Source organism: Uliginosibacterium flavum (assembly GCF_040566545.1).
GTDB lineage: Bacteria > Pseudomonadota > Gammaproteobacteria > Burkholderiales > Rhodocyclaceae > Uliginosibacterium > Uliginosibacterium flavum.
The window spans coordinates 135,858-162,453 of record NZ_JBEWZI010000005.1 but is presented as its reverse complement, the minus strand read 5'-3'; the positions used below and the strand labels follow the sequence as shown (position 1 = coordinate 162,453).

Below are 26,596 nucleotides of genomic sequence, written 5' to 3'. Positions count from 1 at the left end.
ATAACCTCTCAGGACAGAATGTCGGCGGCGCGCATCGCAGCACGCACACGCTCATGGAAGACTTCGGACAAGGGCGTCAGCGGCAGACGGATCGCACCGTCCATCAAACCCATTTGCTGCGCGGCCCACTTCACGGGAATCGGGTTGGCCTCAAGGAACAGGTCTCGATTCAGCAGGAACAGCTTGCGGTTTATGGCATTGGCGCGGGCTACGTCGCCGGCGCGTGCAGCCAGGCACAGATCAGACATCAGGCGCGGCGCGACGTTCGCCGAAACAGAAATCACGCCATGACCGCCCAGCAGCATGAAGCACATGGCGCTCATGTCGTCGCCGGAATACAGTGCAAAGCCGGCTGGCGCACGCATGGCCAGATCCGTGATGCGTTCGACATTGCCGGTCGCATCCTTCAGCCCGATGATGCCCGGCACCTGGGCCAGACGCAGCACGGTGTCGTTGGACATGTCGGCCACGGTGCGGCCCGGCACGTTGTACAGGATCACCGGCAGATCGACGGCTTCGACGATGCTGCGGAAGTGCTGATACAGCCCTTCCTGCGTCGGACGGTTGTAATAAGGCACGACCGACAGCGCGGCGACCGCGCCGACCTTTTTGGCGAAGCGCGACAGCTCAATGGCTTCGGCGGTGGAATTCGCGCCCGTGCCCGCAATGATCGGCAGGCGGCCGGCGGAGTGTTCAATCGCCGCCTTGATCAGCTCGCAATGTTCATCGACATTGACGGTCGGCGACTCGCCCGTGGTACCGACGATCACCAGACCGTCAGTGCCTTCACGTGCGTGGAAATCAATGAGTGCCCGGAAGCGGGCCAGATCAAGCTGCCCATCCGCCGTCATGGGCGTCAGCAGGGCGACGAGGGAACCGGTGATCATGGGAAGCCGTGTCACAGTGGGAAAGCGGCGATTGTAACCGAAGCCCGCCGCCGGGCGGCGCGCTTTACAACTGTCAACAAGCTTTCACATCAAGCATCTCTGAAGACCCGCACCCGTATTGGCTCTACCAGCAGGCATATCGAAGAGGCAAGCTGCGCGCGACTCTTCGGATGGGTGCTACAGCGTTTGATGAATGCGAAACACCTCATCAAAACGCAAGGAGTTGCGCGCAAAAACGGCCAACAAATCCGGATCAATGTGCTTCGGGGATGAGCGTTCATCACCCTTGAGCATGACTTCCATGGCTTCGGCATGCGAATAGGCGCGTTTATAAGGGCGCTCGGAACGCACGGCATCATAGCGATCACACACTGCCATGATGCGCGCCGCCAGCGGAATCGCCTCGCCGCGCAGGTTTTGCGGATAGCCCGAGCCATCCCAGTTTTCGTGATGGCACAAAGCCACCTCGGCGCCCATCACCAGATAAGCCGAGGTCGCCCCCGCCAGCAAATGTGCTCCCATGGCGCAATGCGAGCGCATCACGAACCACTCAGCTTCATCCAGCGGCCCCGGCTTGAGCAGGATGGCATCGGGCACACCGATCTTGCCGATATCGTGCATGGGCGTGGCGTGGGTCAGGCACTCGACGAAGCTGCCATCCATGCCACAGGCGTCGGCCAGCACGCGTGAATACTGGCTGATGCGATGCAAATGCGCGCCGGTATTGGCATCCTTGTATTCCATGGCGCGGCACAACGAAAAGATGGTCTCCAGATTGGCGCCACGCAGCGCATCGGTCTGCTGACGCACTTCACGTTCAAGCACTCTATTGGCATCTTCGACGCGCGCGAAGTAATCGCCCAGACGCAGATAATTCCCGACGCGTGTCACCAGTTCGGTTTCATCCACCGGCTTGAGCACGAAATCTTCGGCCCCGGCCTCCAGCGCACGCAGGCGAGCCGCCCGATCGTCCATCGAGGTCATCACGATCACGGGAATGTGGGCCGTCGCTGCATCCGACTTGAGTCGGCCGACCAGCTCGAAGCCATCCATCACCGGCATCACGATATCGGTCAGGATCACCTGAGCCCAGCCCAGACGGGCAACGGTCAGCGCCTCCTGCCCGTTAGCCACCACGGTCACCGTATGACCGCGCGCTTCCAGCATGCAACTGACGACACGGCGCACGGTTTCATCGTCATCCACAACCAGAATCTTGCCCTTGAGGGGAGCGAGCATGGAGCATCCCTTTCATGTCATCTCCGGGTTTAACGGCGCGGCCCCCGCGCAAGTTAAGTGCCCGCAAGGGTCTTTCCACTCAAGCTCAGCGCCCCAGCCAGCCCTCGCGCAAGGCATCGCTGCCCGCCGGCACGCGCTCGGCGATCTTGAGCGCGCATTCCTCCATTACGGGCGCACGCAGTTCCAGCGAAAAACGCAGCAGTTCATCACGCCGAAACGCCTGTACCTCCAGCACATCACCCGGCATACAACGCGCCAGCAAGGCATCAAGGTTTGTCGCCGTAACGCGCAGGCCGTTCAGAGCGACCAGTTCATCCCCCGCCGACAGCCCCGCCAGTTGCGCGCTACCACCATCGAGCACATTGGCCAGCTTGAGCGCATTGCCCTCGGCCTTCGTGCGAATGCCCAGACCACTGATACGTGCCCCAGGCTTGCGTGACAGGGCGATGCCGAAGGGCTTGAGCAGGCGCGCCAGCGGCACGTCCTCCGTGCCCTCCACCCAGCGTGCTATCTCGCGGCGCACATCGACACCTGTGGCGGCCTGGATGATCGGCGCGATGGTGTCCTCGGCCACGCCGCTCAGACCTGAGCCGTAATGCAGCCAAAGGTGGCGCATCACATCGTCCAGTGAGTACTTGCCCGCTGTCTTGGCGCGAATCGTCAGATCCAGCCCCAGCGCCACCAGCGCACCCTTCTGGTAATAGCTGACGATGGCATTCGGGCTATTCTCATCCTGCCGGTAATACTTGGTCCAGGCATCGAAGGAGGATTCAGCCAGGCTCTGCTTCAGACGCCCGGCATTGCGCTCCACCGCCGCAGTCGTCTTGGCCAGCAAGCCCAGATAATCGATCGAGGTGATCAGGCCCGCGCGCAACAGACTCAGATCGTCGTAATACGAGGTGAAGCCCTCGAACACCCACAGCAGCCGGGTGTAGTTCTCCTCATGCAGGCGATAGGGCGCGAAGGCCGCTGGCTTGATACGCTTCACATTCCAGGCGTGGAAATACTCGTGGCTGCACAGACCGAGGAAGTTGCGATAACCCTCCTCCCTGCGCTCGGCGCCCGGAGCCGGCAAGTCATTGCGTGCGCAGATCAGCGCCGTGCTGTCGCGGTGCTCCAGCCCGCCGTAACCATCGCCCACGGCCATGGTCAGAAACAGATATTTTTCGAAAGGCGGCTTCTTACCGAAAACAGCAATCACCGCTTCGCAAGCCTTCTTCAGATCGGCCGCAAGCCGTTTCGCATCGAAGCGCACCCGCCCGGTGATGACCATTTCGTGCGGCACGCCAGCCGCTTCAAACTTCACCGAGGTCCACTCGCCCATCTCCACCGGATGATCGATCAGCGTATCGTAATCGGGCGTCAGGCGCAGGCCGAAACCGGCCTTGTCCAAGCTGCGCTTGGCGGCAGCGGGCAGCGTCGTGGCCACCTTCCACTGTGCGAAGCCCTCTCCCTCAGGGCGACAAATCTCGACCCGATGCGGCTGATGCTCACGTCCATTCACTTTCAGGAAAAGCTGGGTGCCATTGAAAAAGCCGTGACTCTGATCCAAATGCGCGCAGCGCACCGACAGATCCCAGGCGTAAATCACCGCCTCCACCACCAGTGGCTGCGCCGCATCCAGCTTGCCTGTACGCCAGGAATGCTTGTCCAGCTTGCGCAGAACGATGCCTGAAGATCCTTGCTGGGCGCGGATCTCCACGATGTTTTTGGCGAACTCGCGAATCATGTAGCTGCCCGGAATCCAGGCCGGCAGGCTCAGGGTTTCGCCCGCCGCAGCCGGCAGCGGAATCGTCAAGGTAACGCGGAACAGGTGGGCCTGCGGGTTGATCGCTTCAACGCGGTATTCGAGGGCTGCGGACATGTGGGCGCCATAAATTGCTTGAAGTTCCCAATCCTAGCGTACGCGCTGCAGCTTGTCAGGCCAGTGGATCAATCCCGGCGCAGATGCCTGAAAAGCCGCGCTGCGCTTGCCTGCGCAAGCCCCCTACCTGCAGAGCCATACCGGGTGAGGTTTTCCGGGCAGCCCCCTGAAAAATCACCTCTACGCCAACCCGAAACCGCCACCCTGCCCGTTAGACGGTGACTGGAGGCAAACACACAGCAAGGGCTCACAATGCGCCCTACCGTAATGTGTCGCTCCACCCATCGTTCGAAAAATGAGGTCGCCATGCGAGATCAACACCGTGCCGCCGCACTCTGCCTGCTGCTGGCCTGCTTCAGTTTCTTCGGCCCGGCCCATGCCGCCCCACTGCCGCGCGAGGCGGTGCCGGAGGCGCTGAAATCCTGGCTGCCCTGGGTGCTGCACGGTCAGGAGTTCGTAGCCTGCCCGATGAGCCTGAACAACACCGAGGAACGCAGCTGCGCCTGGCCGAGCAGTCTGGACATCGACCCGACGCCCGGCAAGGCCGGCTTCACGCTGACGGTGGAGAGCTTCAGCGCACGCACCCAAGTCACCCTGCCCGGCAACGCCGAGTTCTGGCCGCAGACGGTGATGGTCGATGGCAAGCCCGCCGTCGTCACCGCCCACGAAGGGACGCCCACGATCAGCTTGACGGAAGGCCGTCACCGCATCACGGGGCGCTTCCTGTGGACCGAAATGCCGCAGAGCCTGTCAGTGCCGACGGATGCCGGCATTCTGCGCGTGCAAACCGCCAAAGGCCTGGTCGAGCGCGCGGCCGACGAATCCGGCGAAGTCTGGCTCAGTGCCGAGGCTGCGGGCGAGCAGGAAAGCGAAGCGCTGAGCCTGCGCAGCTTCCGCCGCATCGACGATGGCCAGCCGCTGCGCGTGCTCTCGCGTTTCGAGCTGACCTTCTCCGGCAAGCCGCGCGAGATCACCCTGGACAACGCCCTGCTGCCCGGCTTCACGCCGCTGGCATTGAACAGCCCGCTGCCCGCGCGCCTTGGCGCCGACGGTTCGCTGCGCCTGCAGGCCCGCGCCGGTGTGCATGTGATCGAAGTCGAAGGTCGGCGCATGGATCGGGTGCTGGAGCTGATGCTACCGAAAACGGCCAAGCAGGAAGAAGTCTGGTCCTGGCAAGCGCATCGCGATCTGCGCGTCGTGGATGTAGCCGGCACGACCGTCGATCCGCGCCAGAGCAACGTTCCCGCGCCCTGGCAGCAACTACCCGCCTATTTGCTGCAGCCGGGCGAAAAGCTCGCCTTCGCCGAGCGCCGGCGCGGCGACCCGGAACCCGAAGCCGACAAGCTCAATCTGGCGCGCACCCTGTGGCTGGATTTCGATGGTGGTGGCTTCACCGTACAGGATCGCATCGGCGGCACGCTCTCGCGCAGCTGGCGTCTGGAGGCGCGCGCACCGCTGGCCCTGGGCCATGTCCTGAGCGATGATTTCGACCAGTACATCACGCGTCTCGCTGCCGATAGCCCGGCCGGTTTCGAGGTGCGTCACGGCCAGGCCGCCATCACCGCCGACAGCCGTATCGACGGCAGCACGCGGCAACTGTTTGCCTCCGGCTGGAACACCGCCTTCCAGCAAGCCAATACCGAATTGCGCCTGCCGCCGGGCTGGCAACTGCTGCATGCCGGCGGAGTGGATCGCGCGGGCGGCTCATGGCTTTCCGCGTGGACGCTGTGGGACTTCTTCTTCGTGCTGCTGATTGCGCTGGCCGCCTGGAAAACCCGCGGCTGGCAAGCGGGCCTGCTGCTGGGCGCCACGCTGGTGCTGGTCTGGCACCTGCCCGGCTCGCCCGGCTGGCTGTGGCTGGTGGCCATCGGCCTGATCGCCGCTGGCGCCGCTTTGATCGGCACGCGCTTTGCGCGGGTTCTTCACGCTCTGCTGGCAATAGTTGCTGCTGTCCTCCTGCTGCAAGGCCTGTTCTTCAGCGTCGACCAGGTGCGTCTGGCGCTGTACCCGGCGCTGGAGCAACCCGTCAGTGCGGAGTCTTTTGCGAGCGGCGGACTTGCTCAATCGCAGGCTCTGGAAGCCCCGATGGCGGCAGCGCCGGCACCGATGATGGAAATGGAAGCGAGCAAGGACGCCATGCCGGATCAACGCGAGCGTGACGCCAAGGTGGCACCGAGCAAACCCAAAATGGCCTCAAAAACGCAGATCTACCGTCAGGCCATCGACGCCAACGCCAAGGTGCAGACCGGCCCCGGCCTGACCAACTGGCAATGGCATTCGCATGTACTGAGCCTGCAAGGCCCGGTCAGCGCTGAGCAGCAGATTGATCTGTGGCTGCTGCCGCCTTGGGCGCATGCGCTGCTGCGCGTGCTCTCGGTGATCCTGCTCTTCGCGGCCTTCTGGCAGCTCTTCCTGCGCGGTCGCAAGCTGGCATGGACGCTGCCCAAGCAAGCTCTGCCCACGCTGCTCGGCGCCCTGCTGATCGGCTCCTTGGGCTTCGCACCGCCCGATGCCCAGGCCGCCAGCGCACCCGCGCCGCAAACCCAGGCTTTGCCCGGCGAAGGCTTTCAGCCCTGGCTGGACGAGCTGCGCAGCAAGCTGCTCGCCGCGCCGGACTGCCTGCCGGCCTGCGCCGAAGTGCCGCGCCTGGCGGTGGAAGCCGATGCCGGTCGCCTGCTGCTGCGTCTGGAAGCCCACGCCGCCGAAACACTCGCACTGCCCTTACCCGGCCAAGCCGCGCAGCTGCGCATTCGCAGCGTGCTGATCGACGCCCAGCCCGCCAGCCTGCGTCGCGACGAAGAAGGCCAGTTGTGGATTCGCGTGCCGCAGGGCGTGCATCAGATCGTGATGGAAGCCGACATCGCTGACACGGCCACCGTGAATATCGCCTTGCCGCTGGTGCCGCATCATCTGGACACGCGGCTCGCCGGCTGGACTTTGTCCGGCATCGACGCACGCGGCGTGCCGCAAGGTGCGCTGACCCTGACGCGCAACGCCGGCGGCGGCAAAGCCAATTCCGGCACCGCCCGCGACGCCCTGCCGCCCCTGGTGCGCGTCACGCGTACGCTGGATTTCGCCGAGCGCTGGACGGTCAATACGCAGGTCGAGCGCATCGCGCCCAGCCTCGCGCCGCAGCAAGTCACGATAGCCTTGCTGCCCGGCGAGCAGATCACCGATCCTTCGGTGCGCCTCGTCGACGGTCAGGCCATCCTGACTCTGGGCGCGGCGAATACGGCCAGCTTCAGCAGCGCCCTCAGCGAAGCGCCCAGCCTCAAGCTCAAGGCCGCTGCTCAGCCCAATCAGATCGAAGTCTGGCGGGCCACGGCCGACACGCGCTGGCATCTGCGCCACAGCGGTCTGGCCCCGGTGCAGCATCAGTCCGAACAGCTCTGGCAGCCGAGCTGGCAGCCCTGGCCGGGTGAGGAAGTCACGCTCGAACTCTCGCGCCCGCAAGGCATTACCGGGCCGAGTCTGACCATGGACAGCCTGCGCCTGCAGACCCAGCCCGGCGCGCGCGTCACCAGCGTCAGTGCCGAACTCGTGCTGCGCTCCAGCCTCGGCGCCACCCATGTCGTACAACTGCCCGAAGGCGCCGAACTGGAGTCCGTTTTGATCGATGGCGCGGCCCAGCCGCTGCGCGCCGAAGGCCGCAAACTCGCCCTGCCGATTCACCCTGGCAGCCAGACCATCCTGATCCGCTGGCGCGAGCCGCAAGGCGTCGCCACGCTGCAGCACAGCGCGCAATTCGATGCAGGCGTGGCCGGCGTGAATGCCTACACCGCGCTGGAACTCGGCGCGGATCGCTGGATACTGGCCGTCGGCGGACCGCGCCTGGGCCCGGCCGTGCTGCTCTGGGGCTTGCTGATCGTGGTGCTGGGCGTGGCCGTCGCGCTGGCCCGCGCCCGCTTCGCCCCGCTGGGTATCGGTGCCTGGCTGCTGATCGCGCTGGGCACGGCGCAGGCCAGCCTCTACAGCGCGTTGATCGTGGCGCTGTGGTTCCTGCTGCTGGCCGCGCGCGGCCAGGTCGGTGCGAAGCTGCCACGCTGGGCCTTCAACCTGTTGCAGATCACGCTCGTGCTGTTCTCGCTGATTGCGCTGGGTGTGCTTTTCCACGCCATCCAGACCGGCCTGCTCGGCTCGCCCGACATGCTGATCGAAGGCAACGGCTCGCACGGCCGCTCGCTGTTCTGGTATCAGGATCGCATCACGGGCGCGGCGCCTTCGGCCTGGGCTTTTTCGCTGCCGATCTGGATCTATCGCGGCCTGATGCTGGCCTGGGCGCTGTGGCTCGCCGCCAGCGTACTGAAATGGGTGCGCTGGGCGTGGACGCTGTTCGGCACCGATGGCTACTGGCGGCCCGCGCCGCCCAAGCCGGCAAAACCGGTCAAAACGGGCACTCGCCCCACCCGCCCAGCGGACGAATCGGCTGAACCCTGATCCGCAACAAGGCATGCTGAAGAGCCGTAGCGGGCGGACCTCTTCAGCATGGCATGCCGCACAGGCAGGCGGGGTGCGGCTCTACAGGCAGAGCCCATCAAGCCTTCGAAACGTCCGGCGAAACCTTGATCTCGTCTTTAAGGTCCGTACAAACTTCAGCTGGCGGCGGACGGACTTTCTGCAACTGCATGCTGCTCAGGGAGTGATACAGCGGCGGCGAAATCAAGCGAGAAATCAGGGCGGCGACCAGAGCAGTCGCCATCAGGCTCAACACCATCGTGTGACCGTCCACCATCTCCATGACGATGATGAAAGAAGTAATCGGGGCCTGCGTCACCGCCGCCAGAAAACCGACCATACCCAAGGCAATCAGTGTCGGCATTGACGCCGAATTCGTTAGCAAGGCAATGTCGTGCCCCAGCCCGGCACCAATCGCCAGCGAGGGCGCAAAAATCCCACCCGGCACGCCGCTCCAGTAGGAAAGCCAGGTCGCAATGAACTTGATGCCGACGTAGAGGCTGGACATTTCGCTCGCGCCAGTCAGCCCGCTTTCCGTGTAACTGAAACCGCTGCCATGCGCAGCCCCTTGACTGACCAGCCCCAACACGGCGACGCCCAAACCACAGACCCCGGCAAAGATGACCGGGCGACTTGCGCGCAAACGCGAAAGAATGTCTTTTCCACCCAGCGACGACACAATCAGCAAGCGCGAAAACAGACCGCCCAAGGCCCCGGCAAGCAAGGCACACAGCAGCGCGGGGAAGATCAGCTCAAGCGAAACGGACGGGACGGCGATACCGCGAAAGTAGGTTCCGTTGCCGAAAAACGATACGGAGACCATCCCGGCCAGCACGATTGCGGTCACGATCAAGCCACTGGATCGTTGCTCGAAGCGACGGCTCATCTCTTCGATGGCGAATACCACTCCGGCCAGGGGTGCGTTGAAGGCCGCAGCAATCCCGGCGGCTCCGCCTGCCAGCATCAGGTCATTTGCCGTGATGTTCGATTTCTCGCTGAACCATCTTCGAAAACTGTGCATGACGCCGGCAGCAATCTGCACCGAAGGCCCTTCGCGACCGGTCGAGAATCCCGCCCCCAGCGCGAGTGCGCCGAGCGTGGCCTTGGCAAAAGCGACACGTAGCGAGACAAATCGTCCCAGCAAGTTTGGCGGCACTTCGCCGCTCAGGGCCGTCATCACTTGCGGAATCCCGCTACCCGCCGAGCCCTCGGCAAAGCGCCGGGTCAGCCACACCACCAGCATCCCCACCGCAGGCGTCAAGATCACAGGAAGCCAGACGTAGCGGTTGCGCATCAGCATGAACCAGGTGCTGGCCCACTCGGTCATGAAGGTAAAAACGACGACACACAAACCGGCAAACGAGGCGGCGGTCCACATCAGGATACGATCACGCCAAACCACAGGATCGGTAAAAATCCGGTGATCAATCCCCTCGCGCAAAGACTTCATGTTCAACATCTGGATTTGAATCTGCTCAAAGTTAAAAACATCGGCCTTCGACAGACATTCCCGCCTTGTTCATCGCCTTGGCGGATTGTCTCCCATCAACTGCAGTCTGTCCGAATGGCGTCTTCTGGCCAGGCCCGCAAAGCCGCACCGCCCGCCCGGCGGACGAATCGGGCGAAACCTGATCCGCAGTCAGGCATGCGGAAGAGCCGTAGCGGGCGGCACTCTTCAGCACGCCATGCTGTATAGGCAATCTGGATGCGGCTCTTCAGGCGGGCCGCCTGAAAGCCATTCAAACCCTTGCAACACCAACCTGACAAGCATTTTGCAGTGAAAACCGCCTCCCATCGACATATAGTTGTTATGTCACACAAACGACGCAGGGTTTACCCTAAACTCTAGCCTCAAGACCTCATTTTCCCCATCTGCATAAAGAGAGCCCAATGCGCATCCTTCCCCGTACGACCTGTGTGATTCTTTCCTGTCTGCTTATGGGCAACAGCTTTGCCCAGACGCCCGCGGCAGTGCCGGCCCCCCCGTCAGGCAGTTCCCCCGCACGGGCCGATGGCGTGCTGAAGACTGTAGCCCTGATCATGGGCGAGCCGAATTACTCCGTCGATAGCGCTTACCAGGAGCTGGAAGAGGGCTTCTACTCGCAGCCCGAATTGCTGCCGGGTGATCGCATGTTCGCGCCGATCTCCGAAATCGTCGTCAATCTGGGTGGTGAGGTTCAGCTGGATACGGCACAACAGGCTGGAACTTTCAGCCTCGCCGGCAAGACGCTACGCCTGCAGGCGGGTCAGCTGAACGCCCTGCTTGACGGCAAACCCGTGCAAACCGACATCGCCCCGCAATGGCGCAACGGCAACCTGTGGGTTTCGCTGTACTGGGTCTTCGATCAGTTCGGTGCTTACACAAAATGGGACAAGACGCGTCAGCGCTTTACGGCTTCGCTGGTTCTGCCCGTGAGCAAAAAGATAGCCAGTCTGGCGAAGGGTGGCCCGGTCACCGAGCGCACGCTGCTGACGCAGACCCCGGACTTCTGGGCCAGCGCAGAAGGCACAAAGGTGGCCGATGTTGTGCTGGGCTACCAGAACAGTGATGGCGGCTGGCCAAAACTGGAAAACGATACGAACCTCACCATCCCCGTCAATCGCAGCGCCCTGACCGGTTTCAAAAGCAAGTCCACGATTGACAATGACGCGACCACCAAGCAGATCGTCGTGCTGGCGCGCGCCTATCAGGCAACCCGTCAGGAACGCTTCCGCAACGGCGTCGACAAAGGGCTGGACTACCTGATGGCTGCTCAGTTGCCTAACGGCGGCTGGCAACAGAACTGGCCGAACCCGCTGGGCTACAAAGCGCGGATTACCTTCAACGATGACGCAATGGCCAACGTACTGGAAGTGCTGCGCGATGTCGCCAGCCTCAGCCGCGACTTCAGCTTCGTCACTTCCGTGCAGGCGCGACGTGCGCACGCCGCCTACGACGCGGGGATCGCGTTGATCCTCAAAGCCCAGATCCGCGTTGCCGGCAAGAAGACTGGCTGGGGCGGTCAGTACGACGAAAACACACTGCAACCTGCCATGGGCCGCGCTTTCGAGCTGGCTTCGATCAGTGGTGGCGAAAGCGTGAACGTGGTGCGTTTCCTCATGAGCATCGAAAAACCTTCGGCTGAAGTCCAGCAGGCAGTACAGGATGCTGTCGCCTGGCTGGACAGCGCGAAAATCACCGGCGTGAAACGTGTGCGCAAGGAAGACCGCACGCTCGAATACGGCTTCGATTTCGTCATGGAAAACACCGGCGGCAGCGATGTCACCTGGGCTCGCTTCTATGCACTGGAAACCGGTCGCCCGCTCTTTGCTGCCCGTGACAGCAAGCCACGCGCACATTTCGAAGATGTCAGCTACGAGCGCCGCGTGAAATACAACTGGTACACCAGCGAAGCCGCGACGCTCCTGAGCACAGACTATCCCGCCTGGATCAAACGGCAAGGGCTGAAGTCCGTCCTCGGCGCCCGTCGCTGAGCATCTGCTCGCCGGGCTGGATGCAGAGCGACACAGCCGTCGCTCCGCATCCAGCCAGCGCTCCCGCAGCACCGCATGCGCAGGGCACAATGCAGGCAGCAACCGCCCGGTCGAGTGCCGGGCGTTTTTCCATTTGAACGCCTCATCTCCCGAAGGAAGCCCGGCATGATCGATCTCTTCTACGCCCCCACACCCAACGGCCACAAGCTCACCATCCTGCTCGAAGAGTTGGGCCTGCCGTATCGCATCATCCCGATCAACATCCGCAAGAACGACCAGTTCCTGCCAAGCTTCCTGGCCATCGCGCCGAACAACCGCATCCCGGCTATCACCGACCATGATTTCCCCGGCGGCCCGCTGAACCTGATGGAATCCGGCGCGATCCTCACCGTGGAAGCCGAACTTCACGGCAAGTTCCTGCCGGCCAGCGGCCACGCCCGCGCGCTGGTGTTGCAGTGGCTGAACTGGCAGATGGGCGGCCTCGGCCCGATGGCCGGCCAGAATCATCACTTCAACCAGTTCGCACCGGAGAAAATCCCGTACGCGATGAAGCGCTACACGGACGAAACCGCGCGGCTTTACGGCGTCTTGAACAAGCAGCTCGACGGCAGCGACTACGTGGCCGGCGATTACTCGATTGCCGACATGGCGATTTACCCCTGGGTGCTGCTGCACGAGCGCCAGCTGATGGACATGAGCCAGTTCCCGCACATCGTCGCCTATCTGACCCGCATCGGCGAGCGCCCGGCGGTGCAGCGCGCCTATGCGAAGGCGGCTGAATTCGACTACGAACGCAGCCTGACCGAGGAAAAACTGCAGGGCATCCTGAAGAGCCGCGCCTGACGGACGTCTACGGATACCCAGCCCGCTCCGCCACGCCCCGCGGGCCTCTTCAGGCACGCGTGGCGATCGAGGGAAACGCGAGTGGCCCCGCCAACTGCGTCACTGGCAATCGTTGCGGCGCAGGCGCTGAGCCCTGCTGACAGGCTTTGTCACACAAAACATACGTAGGCGTATTCAAGCTGTAACACGCCTCCCTGATGATCGCGGGCTTTCAACGCTGCCCGATCGGGCACACATCAGGGGTCATCCAGCAATGCCGCAACTCGACATCTACCGCCCCAGCGCCTGCGCGCTGGCCGTTTTCATCGCACTGAACCTGGCTGCGTGTGGCGGCGGAGGCTCCAGTAGCAGCAACGACAACACCAGCAGCAGCACCAGCGACACTCCCGCAGCTCCTGCAGGCCTGGGCTATGCCGAGACGGCCGACGCCCCCAGTGGTGTGCTCGCCTATATCGACACTGGCGCCACCAATCAGCGCGGCCTGGCTTGCATGGCGACGCTGGAGAGCAATGCCGGCGTACGCGTTCTCAAGGGCTTCCTCGACATGTGGGCACCATTGGCGGCGGCTGACGGCAAGGTATATGTCGATGCCGACGTTGCAGCAGCCGCAGACGGCAGTTGCCCGGCAGTTGCCAAATCGAGCTGGGCCGGCATTCCCGGTGACGCTACGGATGGCAAAGTGCTCAACGCTGCCGTTCATGCCGCCAACATCGATTATGTGAAGACGGCCACCAAGAACCGCAGCACCGAGCAAGCCTTGGCTGCCTACATGGATGATCGGCGCAAAAAAGGTTACAGCATCGCTGACGGCATGGGCCCGCTCACCAGCATCTGGCGCACAGGCACAGGCCAGACCACCACCATCGTTGCCCCGGTCGACGCCAACGCAGCCGTAACCAAGGTAGATGACAGCGGCAACAATCTCGGCTTGACCACCTCCGCACTTGGCACTGCCGTCACCTTCATCGACAGCGGCAACATCGTCGATGGTTCCACCGAACCCGCCAAACGCTTCTTCAAGTATGCCCGCCCCTATCGCTGGAGTACCGACGTCATCGTCGTGCCTTCACTCGAATCTGCCAAGAGCAGCAACGCTGCCACCGACGGCGGCTTCCCCTCGGGCCACACCGCCGAAGCCTGGCGCGATGCGCTGCCAATGGCTTACCTCTTCCCGCAGCGTTATCAGGAACTCATCACCCGCGCCATGGAAATGGGTGAAAGCCGCATCCTTGCCGGCATGCATTCGCCGCTGGATGTGATGGGTGGCCGCGTGCAAGCCATCGCCGTGGTGGCCTACAGCCTGAACAAGACCGACCAGCTCAAGGCCACCGCCGCCCGCAAGCAGGTGCAGGACTATCTGATGGCCCAGACCGGTACGAGCGACTTCAACGCCCTGCTGGAAAAGGCCCGCACCCCCGTCACCAGCGACAAGGCCAACGCCAACTACGACCGCTTTTCTAACTACGCCGCCAACAAAACCTTCTTCAGCGAAAAACTGAGCTATGGCCTGCCCAAGATCGCGGCCAATGACGGCAAGGCGCCGACCGTGCCGAAGGGCGCAGAAGTGCTGCTGGAAACCCGCCAGCCCTATCTGACCGCAGCGCAACGCCGTGTGGTGCTCAAGACCACCCAGATCGATTCTGGCTATCCGCTGGCCAATGACGAAGAAGGCTGGGGCCGCCTGAACCTGTTTGCGGCTGCCGATGGCTATGGCGCCTTCAATGGCGACGTCAGCGTGACGATGGACGCCAGCCTTGGCGGTTTCAATGTCACAGACAGCTGGCGCAATAACATCGCTGGCAGCGGCAAGTTGAGCAAGCTCGGCACAGGCACCCTGCGTCTGGCTGGCGACAACAGTTTCAGCGGCGGCACCCAGTTGAATGCCGGCACCCTGGCGGCGGATTCGGTGAGCGCGCTGGGCAAGGGCGACGTGTATGTCAGCGCCGGCACTTTGCTGTGTAACGCACCGGGCAAGCTGGCCATTGGCGGCGCCTACACCCAGCTGGCCGGCACATTGCAACTGGCTTTGAGCAGCAGCACGCAAGGCACCCTGAGCATCACTGGCACCGCCACCCTCGCGGGTGGTGCCCTGCGCGTAAGCTTCCCGGGCAGCTACAAGCCGGCCGTGGGCGACACGCTGACGGTGCTGACGGCGGCCAAACGTAATGGCAGCTTCAGCAGCATCACCGTTGACGGCTTCAAGGTCACCCCGACCTACACCGCGACCGGCGTTCTGCTGCATATCGACAGCTGATCGCAGTAGCTTCCAGAGGCGCATGCAGCCTGCCTGTGCAGGCTGCATGCCCGAAGAAGGCCACTCCGTGCGGCTCTACAGGCAGTCGATTGCTTACCTCATCTGCCCAAGCTGGAAACGCGCCACGCTGGCTCTGAGCGTACCGGACAGATTGTTCATGTCTGAAGAAGCGCCCGACATCGCGCTTGCCGCAGCCGTGTTTTCATCAACCATCTGTACGACGCTTTCGACACGTACGGCAATATCGCGGCTGGCAGCGGACTGCTCTCTCAAGGCCGACGATACCTCGTCAATCACCCCCATCACGGCCTGAGCCTCGACATCAATCTCACTCACGGTTTCCCCGGCGCGATGCGCCATTGCAAGCCCTTCTTGCACCGAGCTTACGGCGCCTTTCAGTCGATCCATCATGGCGTGGGTGCCGCCCTGTATGGAGCCAACCATCGCGCTGATTTCCGCAGTCGATTTCGTGGTTTTTTCTGCAAGTTTCCGCACTTCGTCCGCCACCACTGCAAAGCCACGTCCCTGCTCGCCGGCACGGGCCGCTTCGATTGCAGCATTCAAGGCCAGCAGATTGGTTTGATCGGCAACTTCCTTGATGACCAGCACGATTGAAGAAATCCGCTCGGACTCCCGCCCGAGCAATTGCGCCTGCTCGGCACTCTCACGCATGGTCTGCGCGGCGGAGTCAATCTGGGCGATCATTTGCTGGATTGCACGCGAACCTGAATTGGCCTTGTTGCTGGCCTGCGTTGAGGCATGGCGTGCCGTCTGTGAAATCTCGGAAATATGATCCACGCTGGTGGACATCTCTTCCAGCGCAGCGGCCATGGCCGAGGCCGACTCGGACTGGCTTTCAATGCTGCTGAGGACCGTCCTGGAGCTGCCCTCCAATTGCGTAGCCGCCACCCCGACCCTGCCAGCGCCATCGCTGACTTCAGCCAAAGCGTGATTGAGCGAGTCCGTCATCTGACCGAATGCCGTCTGCAGCATTCCGATTTCATCACGCGAACTCACCTTTATATGTCGACTGAAATCGCCCTGCGCAAGACAATTTGCATACTCAACCAGCTCGCCGATTGGCTGGGTTATCGAACGTGTGACCAACAAGGCACACCCCAGCCCGGCGAGCGTTGAAATCACAAAAGCCACGATCAGCGTCACCAGAATCGCGCGCGCGTTTGCGTGCAACTGCGCCATTTCCTCGCGAGAGCTCTGCTGTACGGCTTTAATGAGCTTGTCCGCAGCACCCTGCAAAGCCGCCGCGTGCGCGCCGCCTTTGCCCACCGAAGCGACGGCGGCAGCCTGATCTCCTGCAATCGCAAGACGCGTGGTTTCCTCAGTAGCAGACTTGAGTATTTCAGCCGCTTTCGCAATCACCGTGGCCTGCTCTTTCGTCTCCGCGACTGTGACGCTCAGAAACGGTTCGACCCCCTTCTGCACTGCCTCGATTGCTGTGAACAGCTTGGCTGCCACATTCGCGACACCCGCCGCATCTTTCTGCAGCAGCAGGTCACGCGCGGTAATCCGGAAGACCATCACTTCACGCAGCAGCGCTGCGGCCGCTTCCGTACGATCAATCCCTTCGCGCTCCACTCGCTTAGCCCGGTCCTGAATGTCCAGCGCCTCGAATCCGACCACTGCCGTCGCGCAGCCAAACAGCAACAGCACTGCGCCAAATGCAGCCAAAAGCCGCTTCCCGATAGCGAGATTTTTCATGACCAACCTTTCTTTCCCGGTCGGATGCCGGGGTGTGAACGATATTGTTGATATCTGCAAGCAGCCGCTATTGCAGTTTGTCAGAGCCATCGAAAGCGCACTGCACAGCCACCCTCCATAACGACAGTAGGGATTCATTGCTAAAACCCGTTCGCAGACCAATGCCCGTAAGGGCATTGACCCGGCTCCGCACAAGCGCGGCTGAACCGCCAACGACCCGCCCAAAGATCCGCACCCAGCGGACTTCTTCAGCCACCCTGCCCGCACAGGACCGCCCGGTGCGGCTCTACAGGCAGCCCTTGCGCTGTCGCCTTCCGTACCAGAATCCTTGTCGCCAAGCCGACACCGAACACCCGTAAAAACTCTGAAACCCTTGCTACAGCTAGCCTGATCCGATCCGGCACGGGCTTTGCACCAGTCATCGCAAACAGATTATCGGGAGTTCGACATGGCCATCCCTGGAACAGCACTCACCCTCAACGGCAATACTGGCAACAGCGGCGGCGGCTGCAGCGCCGGCAGCTGCGGTACGAAGCCCGCACAAGTCGCCAGCCTCGCTGCCGACATCCAGAAGAAAGTGCAGGACCATCCCTGCTACTCGGAAGAGGCGCACCACCACTTCGCGCGCATGCACGTGGCGGTCGCTCCGGCCTGCAACATCCAGTGCAATTACTGCAATCGCAAGTACGACTGCAGCAACGAATCCCGCCCCGGCGTGGTCTCCGAAGTGCTGAACCCGGCGCAAGCGATCAAGAAGACCCTGGCCGTAGCCGCCGCGATTCCGCAGATGAGCGTGCTCGGCATCGCTGGGCCGGGTGACGCGCTGGCCAACCCCGCGCGCACTTTCGAAGTCTTCAGCGAGCTGCAAAAACGCGCGCCGGACATCAAGCTGTGTCTATCCACCAACGGCCTGATGCTGCCGCAATACGTCGAGCAGATCGCTGCGGCGAATGTCGATCACGTCACCATCACCATCAACTGTATCGACCCGGATGTGGGCGCACAGATCTATCCGTGGATCTTCTGGAATCACCGCCGCATCATGGGCCGCGAGGCCGCTGAAATCCTTATCGCCCAGCAGCAGAAGGGTCTGGAGATGCTGGTGGCGCGCGGGATTCTGGTGAAGGTGAATTCGGTGATGATTCCCGGCATCAACGACGAACACCTGAAGGAAGTCTCGCGCGTGGTGCGTGCCAAGGGCGCCTTCCTGCACAACGTGATGCCGCTGATTTCGGAAGCCGAGCACGGCACGCATTTCGGCCTCACCGGCCAGCGCGGCCCGACCTCCGAAGAACTGCAAGCCCTGCAGGATGACTGTGCGGGCGAGATGAACATGATGCGCCACTGCCGTCAGTGCCGTGCCGATGCAGTCGGCATGCTCGGTGAGGATCGCGGCTCCGACTTCACGATGGATAAAGTGGAGCTGATGGAGATCGACGCTCAGTTCGAACAGGCCGCCATGCAGCGCCGTGTAGCCCTGCGTGAAGCCATCAACGCCGAACTGGAAGCCAAGCGCGACGCCCATCACGCGCAGGTCATCACCTTGCAACGTCCAGCAAAAACCCTCGGCCGTCCGGTCAGAATGGCTGTAGCGAGCAGTGGCGGCGGCCTGATCAACCAGCACTTCGGCCACGCCAAAGAATTCCTGATTTACGAAGCCAGCAGCGAGGGTGTGCGCTTCCTCGGCCATCGCAAGGCCGCCCAGTATTGCGGCGGGGAAGCGGATTGCGGCGAAGCCGAGAACACCCTGGCACGCACCATCGCAGTGCTGGCCGATTGCGAAGTGGTGCTGTGTTCGCGCATCGGTTTCGAGCCCTGGGGCAAGCTGGAATCCGCCGGCATCATGCCCAATGGCGAGCACGCGTTGGAGCCCATCGAAGAGGCTGCAGCCGCGGTGTGGCAAGCAATGCTGAACGCCGGCAAGCTGAGCGTGGCGCCGTTTGAAGATCAGAAAAGGGCTTGAAAATCAGTACTGAGGATTGAGTGCTGAGTGCTGAGTAAAACCGTGGCCCGGATTTTGCGAGGGGTTGTTATCGCCACGTTGTAAATCGACGGCTGTGGCGTACCGGCGGAAGCATTTACTCAGCACTCATTGCTCAGTACTCGGCACTTTCCGACGGAACGGAGGAATAGATGGCCTTGGAAATTGTTGATGGCTGCGTGAATTGTTGGGCTTGTCTGCCGCTGTGCCCGAACGAAGCAATCTTCGAGGCCAGCCCGCATTTCCTGATTGATGCGGATCTGTGCAGCGAATGCGTGGAAGCCTTTGCCACGCCGCAGTGTGCGGCGATCTGTCCGGTCGAGGGCGTGATCATCGACGAGCTGGGCGTAATGCTGAACCCGCCCGGCTCATTGAGCAGCCGGCCTGCACAGGCCAATGCAATGGGAGCATGACATGACGACCATTCATTTCTGGGAGAAGCCGGGTTGCCAGACCAACGCCCGGCAAATTGAAGCCCTGCGCTCAGCGGGACATGAATTGATCGTGCATGATTTGTTGAGCGAAAAATGGACGCCTCAGCGCCTGCTGGATTTTTTCATCGACCTGCCCATCGACCGCTGGTTCAATCCAAATGCGCCCAAGGTGAAGTCCGGTGAAGTCGTGCCGAGCATGTTCGATGTCGGCTCTGCCCTGCAGGCCATGATTGCCGAACCCCTGCTGATCCGCAGCCCTTTGATCGAGATCGGCTGCACCCGGATGGCGGGCTTCAACAGCGTGTACGTGGATGGACTGATCGACTCGAACGCTCAGCCCGACGAAGCCTGCTCGGCCCACCAGCACGCGTGCAGTACATCCTGATCAGCCAAAAAGCCGCCATGCAGGCAAGTCCTCCGCTGTTGCGTTTTGCTCCGCCCGAAACAGCTACTCGCAACAAACCCGATCACGCCAGCCTGCGCAACCATGCGCGCGGCGCCCTGCTCGGTCTGGCTCTGGGTGATGCGCTTGGGGCTACGGTGGAATTCATGACCCCGCGCGAAATCCGCGCCCAATATGGCTGTCACAAACTCATTCGTGGCGGTGGCTGGCTGCGCCTGGCGCCTGGGCAGGTCACCGACGACACGACCATGGCCCTGGCGCTGGCCGAAGCCTGGCTGATCAATCGTCAGCCTCCGGGTGCCGAAGACTATGCCCGCGCCTTTGACGAATGGATGCGCGACAAACCGGTTGATATCGGCAATACGGTGCGCCGTGGCATCGTACGTTTTCGCAACACCGGCGAAGCCTGCGTGCCGCCCTCCACCGACGCCGGCAATGGCGCCACCATGCGCTGCGCGCCGATTGCGCTGGCCCTGCTCGGCGCCCCCGCCGACGCCACCGCCACCGCCACACTGGCTCAGGCCCGCGTCACCCATCACAACCCGTTGACCGACGCAGCCACGGTCAGCGTAGTACGCATGGTGCAGGCCGGTATTCAAGGGGATGGCATTCGCGGCGTAATGGCCCAGGCCAATCTGCTGGCACGGGACTTCGACGTCTTCAGCTTCCGTGGCAAGCAGATGGAAAACCCGACCGGCTACATCGTCGACAGCATGCGCGCCGTATTGCAAGCCATCGACGTGAACGACAACTTTGAATCCGTACTCGTTGATGTTGTAAACCGGGGCGGTGATGCCGACACCACCGGCGCCATCGCCGGCATGGTCATGGGTGCGCTGTGTGGCGAAGACAACCTGCCCGAGCACTGGCTGCGCGAGCTGAATCCCGCTGTGTATAAACGCTGTCAGGTCTATGCAGATGAACTGATTGCGCGCTCGCCGGCTTGGCGAGAGGATTGAAGGCACTGAGCATCTACTGTCAATCCAGAGCAGGCAAAAACCGCGCCCCTCCGCTCATTCCGTCGAATATCGCCAGTCCAGGCTCGTTTTCAGCGCAACAGGGGATTGAGGGCGGCAACAAACCTGTGCAGGCACCGACACAGGCGCGGCACTTTTCCTTGGCCACGTCAATGAACGGCAGAGCCAGTCGGACCACCGTTAACTTGCGCAAGGCCTGACCACACCACGAATCCGCTAACACAGCCCAAAGTCGGCGCAGAGGCTCAATCCTGCATTGGCGCCAGCCGATGAGCGCAGCCAACACGGCTAGAACCATGCCTGGCCGGCTCGCCCTTAATTTCGGCCCCTTCCATCCACGTGCGCGCCGTGCAGCATGGAGGACGGGCGACTCATGCGAAAACTGCTCAAACGCGAGCGACCATCCATTAAACTTGGTCACAGCACCAGCGGCACCCGAAAACTCGGCTAGCCGCACTGAATGTCGGGACTGAGCGCTAAATAGTGTCAGTGGTAAAACTCTTAGCCCGTTCGGACATACATCCACACCAATACCGCTTGTCTAATATGGGTAATCAGCTAGCGGTACATCAGCCCGCATGCCTATGTAGCAAGAATTGAAAACCCGAACAGCAGTTATAAGTGTTTGGATGCGCCTTGAAACGTTCTCTTTCAGAATCGTATCGTTCCTGGAACGTACATGAGGGTGAAGTGCGCATGAAAAAAATAAGAGGGGTGGCGCTTTGATGCAGAATCAGGAGATGTTTGAGAAAGGAAGACCTTCAGAAGCTGAGATTCTGGAAGCTTCCAGCACGATGCGAAGCACCTTCCCCATCGTCGGAATTGGCGCCTCGGCCGGAGGTCTGGACGCCTTCGAGCACTTCTTCCGCGCCTGCCGCGAAGATACCGGAATGGCTTTCGTGCTGGTGCCGCACCTTGATCCCAATCATGCAAGCATGCTGACCGAGATCCTGCAGCGCTGTACCAGCATGCCTGTCGTTGAAGCCGAAGATCGACTCGCGGTTGAGCCGGATCACGTTTACGTAATCCCGCCCAATCGCGAGATGTACATCATGCATGGCGTCTTGCAAGTTGCCATGGCCGAGCGCGCACGCGGCCTGCGCACGCCCATCAACTCGTTTTTCCGCTCGCTGGCAGCGGATCAGGCTGATCGCGCCATCGGTATCGTCCTCTCCGGCACCGGTAGCGATGGCAGTCTGGGCTTGATGGCGATTCTTGAAGCGGGCGGAGTCACACTGGTGCAAGACCCGACCACAGCCAAATACGACGGTATGCCCTCCAGTGCGATTGAAGCGGGCTACGCGACCAAAATCCTGACGGCAGAAAAAATGCCGGCCGCTTTGCTGGCGGGAGTTCGCAGCTTTGTAGAAACGGAAGTGCTGCCGCCCGAGCCCAAGTCGGATAGCAGCTTGCGAAAAATTCTTGCTCATTTGCGCAGCGCTACCGGTCATGACTTTTCCCTGTACAAGAAGAGCACCATTGGCCGGCGCATCGAGCGGCGCATGGCGCAGCACAACCTTGACGATGCCGATGTATATGCCCGTTTCCTCGTGGAAAATCCGGCCGAGGTGCATGTGTTGTTCAGAGAGTTGCTGATCAACGTAACGCGTTTCTTTCGGGATGCCGAAGCCTTTGCCGCGCTGAAGGCGGATATCCTGCCAGGCCTGTGTGAAGACAAGCCGGATGACTATGTGTTCCGCGTCTGGGTGGCTGGCTGTGCCAGCGGCGAAGAGGCGTATTCGATCGCCATCCTGCTGCGCGAGATGCTGGATGAGCGGCCTCTGCCTTTTTCGGTACAGATCTACGCGACCGATCTGGATGACGAGGCCATCGCCTTTGCCCGAGCAGGAATCTATCCGCATTTGATCGAGCAGGATCTAAGCCCGGAGCGTCTACGCCGCTTCTTCATCAAAGAAGAGGACGGCTATCGGGTTAAAAAGGAAATTCGCGAGATGGTGGTGTTTGCCATCCAGAATGTAATCAAGGATCCGCCCTTCACCCGGCTCGATCTGCTGTGTTGCCGTAACCTGATGATCTATCTGGAAGTCGAGCTGCAGGATCGCCTGATTCCAGTGTTTCATTACGCGCTCAAGCCAGGCGGTGTCTTGTGCCTGTCTCCCTCCGAAAGCATCGGCAACCATACCGATTTGTTCGCCCCGATCAACCGCAAATGGAAGTTTTACCGCGCTACGCCCACCTACAAATCCTCGCGTGCCGTGATCGCGCATGGTTTGTCCTGGAGCCCCGATAGCGTAGTCAAAGCACCTGATGGACTCATGAAAAATAGCCCTGACTTCAATTTCGCTGAACAGACCCGCAGGGTCTTGTTGCAATACTTTGCGCCGGCCTCGGTGGTCACCGATCTGCAGGGCGAGACGCTTTACGTGCATGGCGACACAGGCAAATACCTGCGCCCTGCGCCCGGCCAGGCCAGTCTGAATGTGATTGAAATGGCCCGCGAGGGGCTGGGGCCGGATCTGCGTCTGGCGATTCGAGCGGCCGCCCAAGAAGGCACAGCTACTCTGGATCGTCAGATTCCGATGGAAAGCAACGGCGCCTTCGTGATGGTCAGCCTCGGCGTGCGTCCCCTACCCGGTCTGGATCCACGGCAGAACCTGCTTTTGATCAGCTTCCAGGATGTCGCCAGTCCTCCGCCAGCCAAATCGGGGCGAAAACGTGCGCTCAAACCCGCCGAACTGAGCCGTATTGAAGAGCTGGAGCACACGCTGGCGCACCTGAAGGAGAGTCATCAGGCGACAGTGGAGGAGCTGCAGGCCTCCAACGAGGAAATGAAATCCAGCAATGAAGAATTACAGTCGACCAACGAAGAACTGCAGTCCACCAATGAAGAGCTGGAAACCTCGAAAGAGGAACTGCAGTCAGTCAATGAAGAGCTGATCACGGTCAATGCCGAGCTGCAGAGCAAGATAGAGCAGTTGGCGAGCGCGCAGAACGACATGAAAAACCTGCTCGACAACGTCAAGGTCGGGATCATATTCCTCGATCAGCAGATGGTGATCCGCAGCTTTACCCGCGACGCGACGCGCGTCTATCGTCTGGCAAGCTCGGATGTAGGGCGACCCTTGAGCGATATTCGCTCGGCTGTGGACGGGGATGATCTGCTGGTTGCGGCCAAGGTGGTGCTGGAGTCGCTGATTCCTTATGAGTGCGAATTGCATATCAACCATGACACCTGGCTGCTGGCACGCATCCAGCCTTACCGCACCCTGGATAACGTAATCGACGGCGTAGTGCTGACCTTCACCGATATCACTTCGCGCATCAAGGCGGTCGCCATGCAAGAGGCACTGATGCTGGCTGAAGGCATTATCAATGCGATTCGCGAACCCATGCTGGTGCTGGATAGTGTCTTGAACGTGGTCTCGGCCAGCGATTCTTTTTATCGCGAATTCAGGCTTGCGCCGGAAAATACAGTGGGGCACCGGCTTTACGACATTGCTGACCATCTGTGGGATCAGCCGGATCTGCGGGAACGGCTGCAGAAAACGCTGCGCAACAGGGCCGGATTTGAGGGCTGTGAGCTGGCACTGGACTTTCCCGGCGTGGGTCATCGTTCCCTGTTACTGAATGCGCGGCATTTTATCGGCACGGTCAGTAACCAGGCCTTGCTCTTGTTATCGATGCAGATCCAGCCATGAACGCAAAGGCCTCAAGGTATGCACCGCATGGCGCGCAGCAGTTGCGCGCCGAGGCTGAGTCCTTTCTGCGGCAAACCTTGAGCGCTGAGGCCGAAGCACGCTCGCGTGACGAAGTTCTGCACGAACTGCATGTGCACCAGATTGAACTGGAGATGCAGAACGAGGAACTGCGGCAAGCGTATACCGCGCTGGAAGCTGCACGTGATCGGTATGTGGATCTGTACGAATTTGCCCCTGCGGCTTACCTCACGTTGACGCCAAGTGGCATGATTGAATCAATCAATCTTGCCGGCGCGAACTTGCTGGGCTTGGAACGCCAGAAATTGATCCACCGGCGCTTTGCACGCTTTATCGCCGATCAGGATCGGGATCGCTGGCACCTGCTGACGCATCGCATGTTGATTGAGGGCGGGCATGAAAAACGCAGCATGGATCTGGTGCTGCAGCGCGATGACGGATCTACGATCAACGCGCATCTGGATTGCCTGTGCCGGGTGGGCGAAGATACGTCTCGCGTGCTGCGCGTAACCCTGACCGACGTCACGCCGATTCACCAGGCGGCCGTCGCCGCACGCGTGGCGGCGATTGCGTTCGAATCCCAAGAGGGGATTTTCGTGACGGATTCTGCGCGCAGAATCTTGCGGGTCAATCGCGCCTTCACCGAGCTGACCGGCTATTCCGCCGATGAGGTGATCGGCCATACGCCGAGCCTGTTGCGCTCAGGCCGTCATGGCCCGGAGTTTTATGCCGCTCTGGAGGCATGCCTGCAACAGAGCGGAACCTGGCAGGGCGAAATATGGAACCGCCGCAAGAATGGCGAGATCTATCTGGAGTGGCTGATGATCACGGCGGTGAAGGATGAGATGGGCGCTATCACCCACTACGTCGCGACGCTGAATGACATCACCGCGCGCAAGGCTGCGGTGGCCGAAATCGAGCGCCTGGCTTTTTATGATCCTCTGACCCAATTGCCGAATCGGCGCCTGATGCGTGATCGTCTGGAACAGGCGCTGGCTAACACTGCACGCCGTCAGTGCTACGGCGCCTTGATGATGATTGATCTGGACCATTTCAAGATGCTCAATGATACGCAGGGGCACGACGTGGGGGATCAGTTACTGGTGGAGGTCGCCAGCCGGCTGCAGTCCTGTGTGCGCGTGGGCGATACCGTTGCACGCTTGGGTGGGGATGAGTTTGTGGTGATTCTGGAAAATCTGGACCAGGGTCGAGACGCCATCATGCAGGCAGAGGGCGTCGCACTGAAAATCATGGAGCGGCTCAGCGAGCAAGCCTATCTGCTGGATCTGACCGTACCCGGCGGGCCTGTGAATCAGCGTAGCCATCGCTCGAGCCTGAGTACGGGCATTACCTTGTTTGGCGATGTGCCGGTCAGCGTCGATGAACTGATGAAGCGCGCCGACACCGCGATGTATCAAGCCAAGGCCGAAGGGCGCAATGCGGTGCGTTTTTTTGACCCCCGTATGCAGGAGGCCGTCATGGCGCGCGCCGCTCTGGAGGTGGATCTGCGCAATGGCTTGGCGGAGAAACAATTTGTTTTGCACTATCAGCCACAGGTGAATGCTGATGGCCGGGTGATTGGTGCCGAGGCCTTGCTGCGCTGGCAGCATCCCGAGCGCGGGCTGGTCGCGCCGGTTGAACTTATTTCGTTGGCTGAAGATGTCGGTCTGATCGTGCCACTGGGGCAGTGGGTGATCGAAACAGCGTTTGCTCAACTTGCCGCTTGGGGGGCTCAGCCCGATCGGGCGCATCTGAATCTGGCCGTGAATGTCAGCGCCCATCAGTTCCGCAGTGCCGATTTCGTCAGCCAGGTTCTGGCGGCTCTGGAGGCCACAGGGACCAACCCGCATCATATCAAGCTGGAGCTGACCGAAAGTTCGCTGATCGATAGCGTGGAACATGTCATCGGCACGATGCTTGCGCTCAAGGAACTGGGCATCCACTTCTCGCTGGATGATTTCGGCACGGGCTATTCATCGCTGGGATTGTTGAAGCGCTTGCCCATTGAGGAATTGAAGATTGACCGTGGCTTTGTACGCGACATCCTGCACGACGCCAGCGATGCGGCCATTGCCCGTACGGTTGTTGCGCTGGGGGAATCTTTTGGCTTAAGTGTAATTGCCGAAGGTGTCGAGACCGTGGAGCAGCGAGATTTTCTGCACGGCATTGGATGCAGGGAGTTTCAGGGAAACCTGTTCAGCAAAGCCTTGGCTTTACCAGAATTCGAAGCATTTATGACGAAACAATGAATATCCCAGAAAACAGAATCCCGCGAAAAACAGGGCCTTTCCGAAGCGAACAGGTAGCAAAAAAGTCAATGGCCTGAAGTGCTGCCTTAGTGGGCAGGCCTACCAGACTCCCAAGCCATAGCTTACTAAGCTTCAAAAAC

General features: G+C 61.3%; 15 protein-coding genes. 10 read left to right on the top strand and 5 right to left on the bottom strand.

The window, feature by feature from the left end; genetic code table 11:
* Positions 1 to 8: 8 nt before the first annotated feature.
* The 3 genes from dapA to ABXR19_RS06550 form a co-directional block, all read right to left on the bottom strand.
* Positions 9 to 887 (bottom strand): 4-hydroxy-tetrahydrodipicolinate synthase, encoded by an 879-nt coding sequence (gene dapA / locus ABXR19_RS06560; RefSeq protein ID WP_354600307.1) that lies wholly within the window; start codon positions 885 to 887, stop codon positions 9 to 11.
* A 177-nt stretch (positions 888 to 1,064) separates the two neighbouring features.
* Positions 1,065 to 2,126: an HD domain-containing phosphohydrolase gene (locus ABXR19_RS06555; RefSeq protein ID WP_354600306.1), complete on the bottom strand. Its 1,062-nt coding sequence runs from the start codon at positions 2,124 to 2,126 to the stop codon at positions 1,065 to 1,067.
* An 85-nt stretch (positions 2,127 to 2,211) separates the two neighbouring features.
* Positions 2,212 to 3,990 carry a M61 family metallopeptidase gene (locus ABXR19_RS06550; RefSeq protein ID WP_354600305.1) on the bottom strand — a complete coding sequence of 593 codons (1,779 nt, stop codon included), beginning with the start codon at positions 3,988 to 3,990 and terminating at the stop codon, positions 2,212 to 2,214.
* Positions 3,991 to 4,296: 306 nt separating this feature from the next.
* On the opposite strand from ABXR19_RS06550, the gene ABXR19_RS06545 reads away from it, so the two are divergent.
* Positions 4,297 to 8,427: a hypothetical protein gene (locus ABXR19_RS06545; protein WP_354600304.1), complete on the top strand. Its 4,131-nt coding sequence runs from the start codon at positions 4,297 to 4,299 to the stop codon at positions 8,425 to 8,427.
* Between the two features lie 97 nt (positions 8,428 to 8,524).
* Here the strand turns inward: ABXR19_RS06545 and ABXR19_RS06540 are convergent, their stop codons facing one another.
* The gene (locus ABXR19_RS06540; RefSeq protein WP_354600303.1) at positions 8,525 to 9,895 is read right to left on the bottom strand and encodes a chloride channel protein; all 1,371 of its coding nucleotides are present in this window, start codon (positions 9,893 to 9,895) and stop codon (positions 8,525 to 8,527) included.
* Positions 9,896 to 10,335: 440 nt separating this feature from the next.
* Between ABXR19_RS06540 and pelA the strand changes: the two genes are divergently transcribed.
* The 3 genes from pelA (at position 10,336) to ABXR19_RS06525 (ending at position 15,016) form a co-directional block, all read left to right on the top strand.
* Positions 10,336 to 11,919 carry a pectate lyase gene (pelA, locus tag ABXR19_RS06535; protein ID WP_354600302.1) on the top strand — a complete coding sequence of 528 codons (1,584 nt, stop codon included), beginning with the start codon at positions 10,336 to 10,338 and terminating at the stop codon, positions 11,917 to 11,919.
* Between the two features lie 165 nt (positions 11,920 to 12,084).
* A complete protein-coding gene (locus tag ABXR19_RS06530) occupies positions 12,085 to 12,762 on the top strand; it encodes a glutathione binding-like protein (protein WP_354600301.1) in 678 nt (225 codons plus the stop codon).
* A 253-nt stretch (positions 12,763 to 13,015) separates the two neighbouring features.
* A complete protein-coding gene (locus ABXR19_RS06525; RefSeq protein ID WP_354600300.1) occupies positions 13,016 to 15,016 on the top strand; it encodes an acid phosphatase in 2,001 nt (666 codons plus the stop codon).
* Between the two features lie 93 nt (positions 15,017 to 15,109).
* Here ABXR19_RS06525 and ABXR19_RS06520 read toward each other — a convergent pair whose 3' ends face one another.
* Positions 15,110 to 16,912, bottom strand: coding sequence for a methyl-accepting chemotaxis protein (locus tag ABXR19_RS06520; protein ID WP_354600299.1), 1,803 nt, complete (start codon positions 16,910 to 16,912; stop codon positions 15,110 to 15,112).
* Between the two features lie 271 nt (positions 16,913 to 17,183).
* Here ABXR19_RS06520 and nifB point away from each other — a divergent pair, with 271 nt between their 5' ends.
* The 6 genes from nifB to ABXR19_RS06490 all read left to right on the top strand — a co-directional run bounded on the left by nifB (position 17,184) and on the right by ABXR19_RS06490 (position 26,456).
* On the top strand, positions 17,184 to 18,698 hold the full coding sequence (gene nifB, locus ABXR19_RS06515) for a nitrogenase cofactor biosynthesis protein NifB (RefSeq protein WP_354600298.1): 1,515 nt from the start codon (positions 17,184 to 17,186) through the stop codon (positions 18,696 to 18,698).
* 170 nt (positions 18,699 to 18,868) lie between these two features.
* A complete protein-coding gene (locus ABXR19_RS06510; RefSeq protein WP_354600297.1) occupies positions 18,869 to 19,129 on the top strand; it encodes a 4Fe-4S dicluster domain-containing protein in 261 nt (86 codons plus the stop codon).
* Position 19,130: 1 nt separating this feature from the next.
* Positions 19,131 to 19,535: a thioredoxin domain-containing protein gene (locus tag ABXR19_RS06505; RefSeq protein ID WP_354600296.1), complete on the top strand. Its 405-nt coding sequence runs from the start codon at positions 19,131 to 19,133 to the stop codon at positions 19,533 to 19,535.
* Between the two features lie 17 nt (positions 19,536 to 19,552).
* Positions 19,553 to 20,512, top strand: coding sequence for an ADP-ribosyl-[dinitrogen reductase] hydrolase (draG, locus tag ABXR19_RS06500; RefSeq protein WP_354600295.1), 960 nt, complete (start codon positions 19,553 to 19,555; stop codon positions 20,510 to 20,512).
* An 812-nt stretch (positions 20,513 to 21,324) separates the two neighbouring features.
* The gene (locus ABXR19_RS06495) at positions 21,325 to 24,189 is read left to right on the top strand and encodes a chemotaxis protein CheB (RefSeq protein ID WP_354600294.1); all 2,865 of its coding nucleotides are present in this window, start codon (positions 21,325 to 21,327) and stop codon (positions 24,187 to 24,189) included.
* Positions 24,186 to 26,456: a putative bifunctional diguanylate cyclase/phosphodiesterase gene (locus ABXR19_RS06490; RefSeq protein WP_354600293.1), complete on the top strand. Its 2,271-nt coding sequence runs from the start codon at positions 24,186 to 24,188 to the stop codon at positions 26,454 to 26,456. Before ABXR19_RS06495 ends, ABXR19_RS06490 begins: the two co-directional genes overlap by 4 nt.
* The last annotated feature ends 140 nt before the right edge of the window (positions 26,457 to 26,596 follow it).

Coding starts and splice junctions, on each gene's coding strand:
- ABXR19_RS06540 (WP_354600303.1), bottom strand. CDS start 9,895: ATGAAGTCTTTGCGCGAGGGGATTGATCACCGGATTTTTACCGATCCT.
- draG (WP_354600295.1), top strand. CDS start 19,553: ATGCAGGCAAGTCCTCCGCTGTTGCGTTTTGCTCCGCCCGAAACAGCT.
- ABXR19_RS06530 (WP_354600301.1), top strand. CDS start 12,085: ATGATCGATCTCTTCTACGCCCCCACACCCAACGGCCACAAGCTCACC.
- ABXR19_RS06490 (WP_354600293.1), top strand. CDS start 24,186: ATGAACGCAAAGGCCTCAAGGTATGCACCGCATGGCGCGCAGCAGTTG.
- nifB (WP_354600298.1), top strand. CDS start 17,184: ATGGCCATCCCTGGAACAGCACTCACCCTCAACGGCAATACTGGCAAC.
- ABXR19_RS06525 (WP_354600300.1), top strand. CDS start 13,016: ATGCCGCAACTCGACATCTACCGCCCCAGCGCCTGCGCGCTGGCCGTT.
- ABXR19_RS06545 (WP_354600304.1), top strand. CDS start 4,297: ATGCGAGATCAACACCGTGCCGCCGCACTCTGCCTGCTGCTGGCCTGC.
- dapA (WP_354600307.1), bottom strand. CDS start 887: ATGATCACCGGTTCCCTCGTCGCCCTGCTGACGCCCATGACGGCGGAT.
- ABXR19_RS06505 (WP_354600296.1), top strand. CDS start 19,131: ATGACGACCATTCATTTCTGGGAGAAGCCGGGTTGCCAGACCAACGCC.
- ABXR19_RS06495 (WP_354600294.1), top strand. CDS start 21,325: ATGCGAAGCACCTTCCCCATCGTCGGAATTGGCGCCTCGGCCGGAGGT.
- ABXR19_RS06550 (WP_354600305.1), bottom strand. CDS start 3,990: ATGTCCGCAGCCCTCGAATACCGCGTTGAAGCGATCAACCCGCAGGCC.
- ABXR19_RS06510 (WP_354600297.1), top strand. CDS start 18,869: ATGGCCTTGGAAATTGTTGATGGCTGCGTGAATTGTTGGGCTTGTCTG.
- pelA (WP_354600302.1), top strand. CDS start 10,336: ATGCGCATCCTTCCCCGTACGACCTGTGTGATTCTTTCCTGTCTGCTT.
- ABXR19_RS06520 (WP_354600299.1), bottom strand. CDS start 16,912: ATGCCCTTACGGGCATTGGTCTGCGAACGGGTTTTAGCAATGAATCCC.
- ABXR19_RS06555 (WP_354600306.1), bottom strand. CDS start 2,126: ATGCTCGCTCCCCTCAAGGGCAAGATTCTGGTTGTGGATGACGATGAA.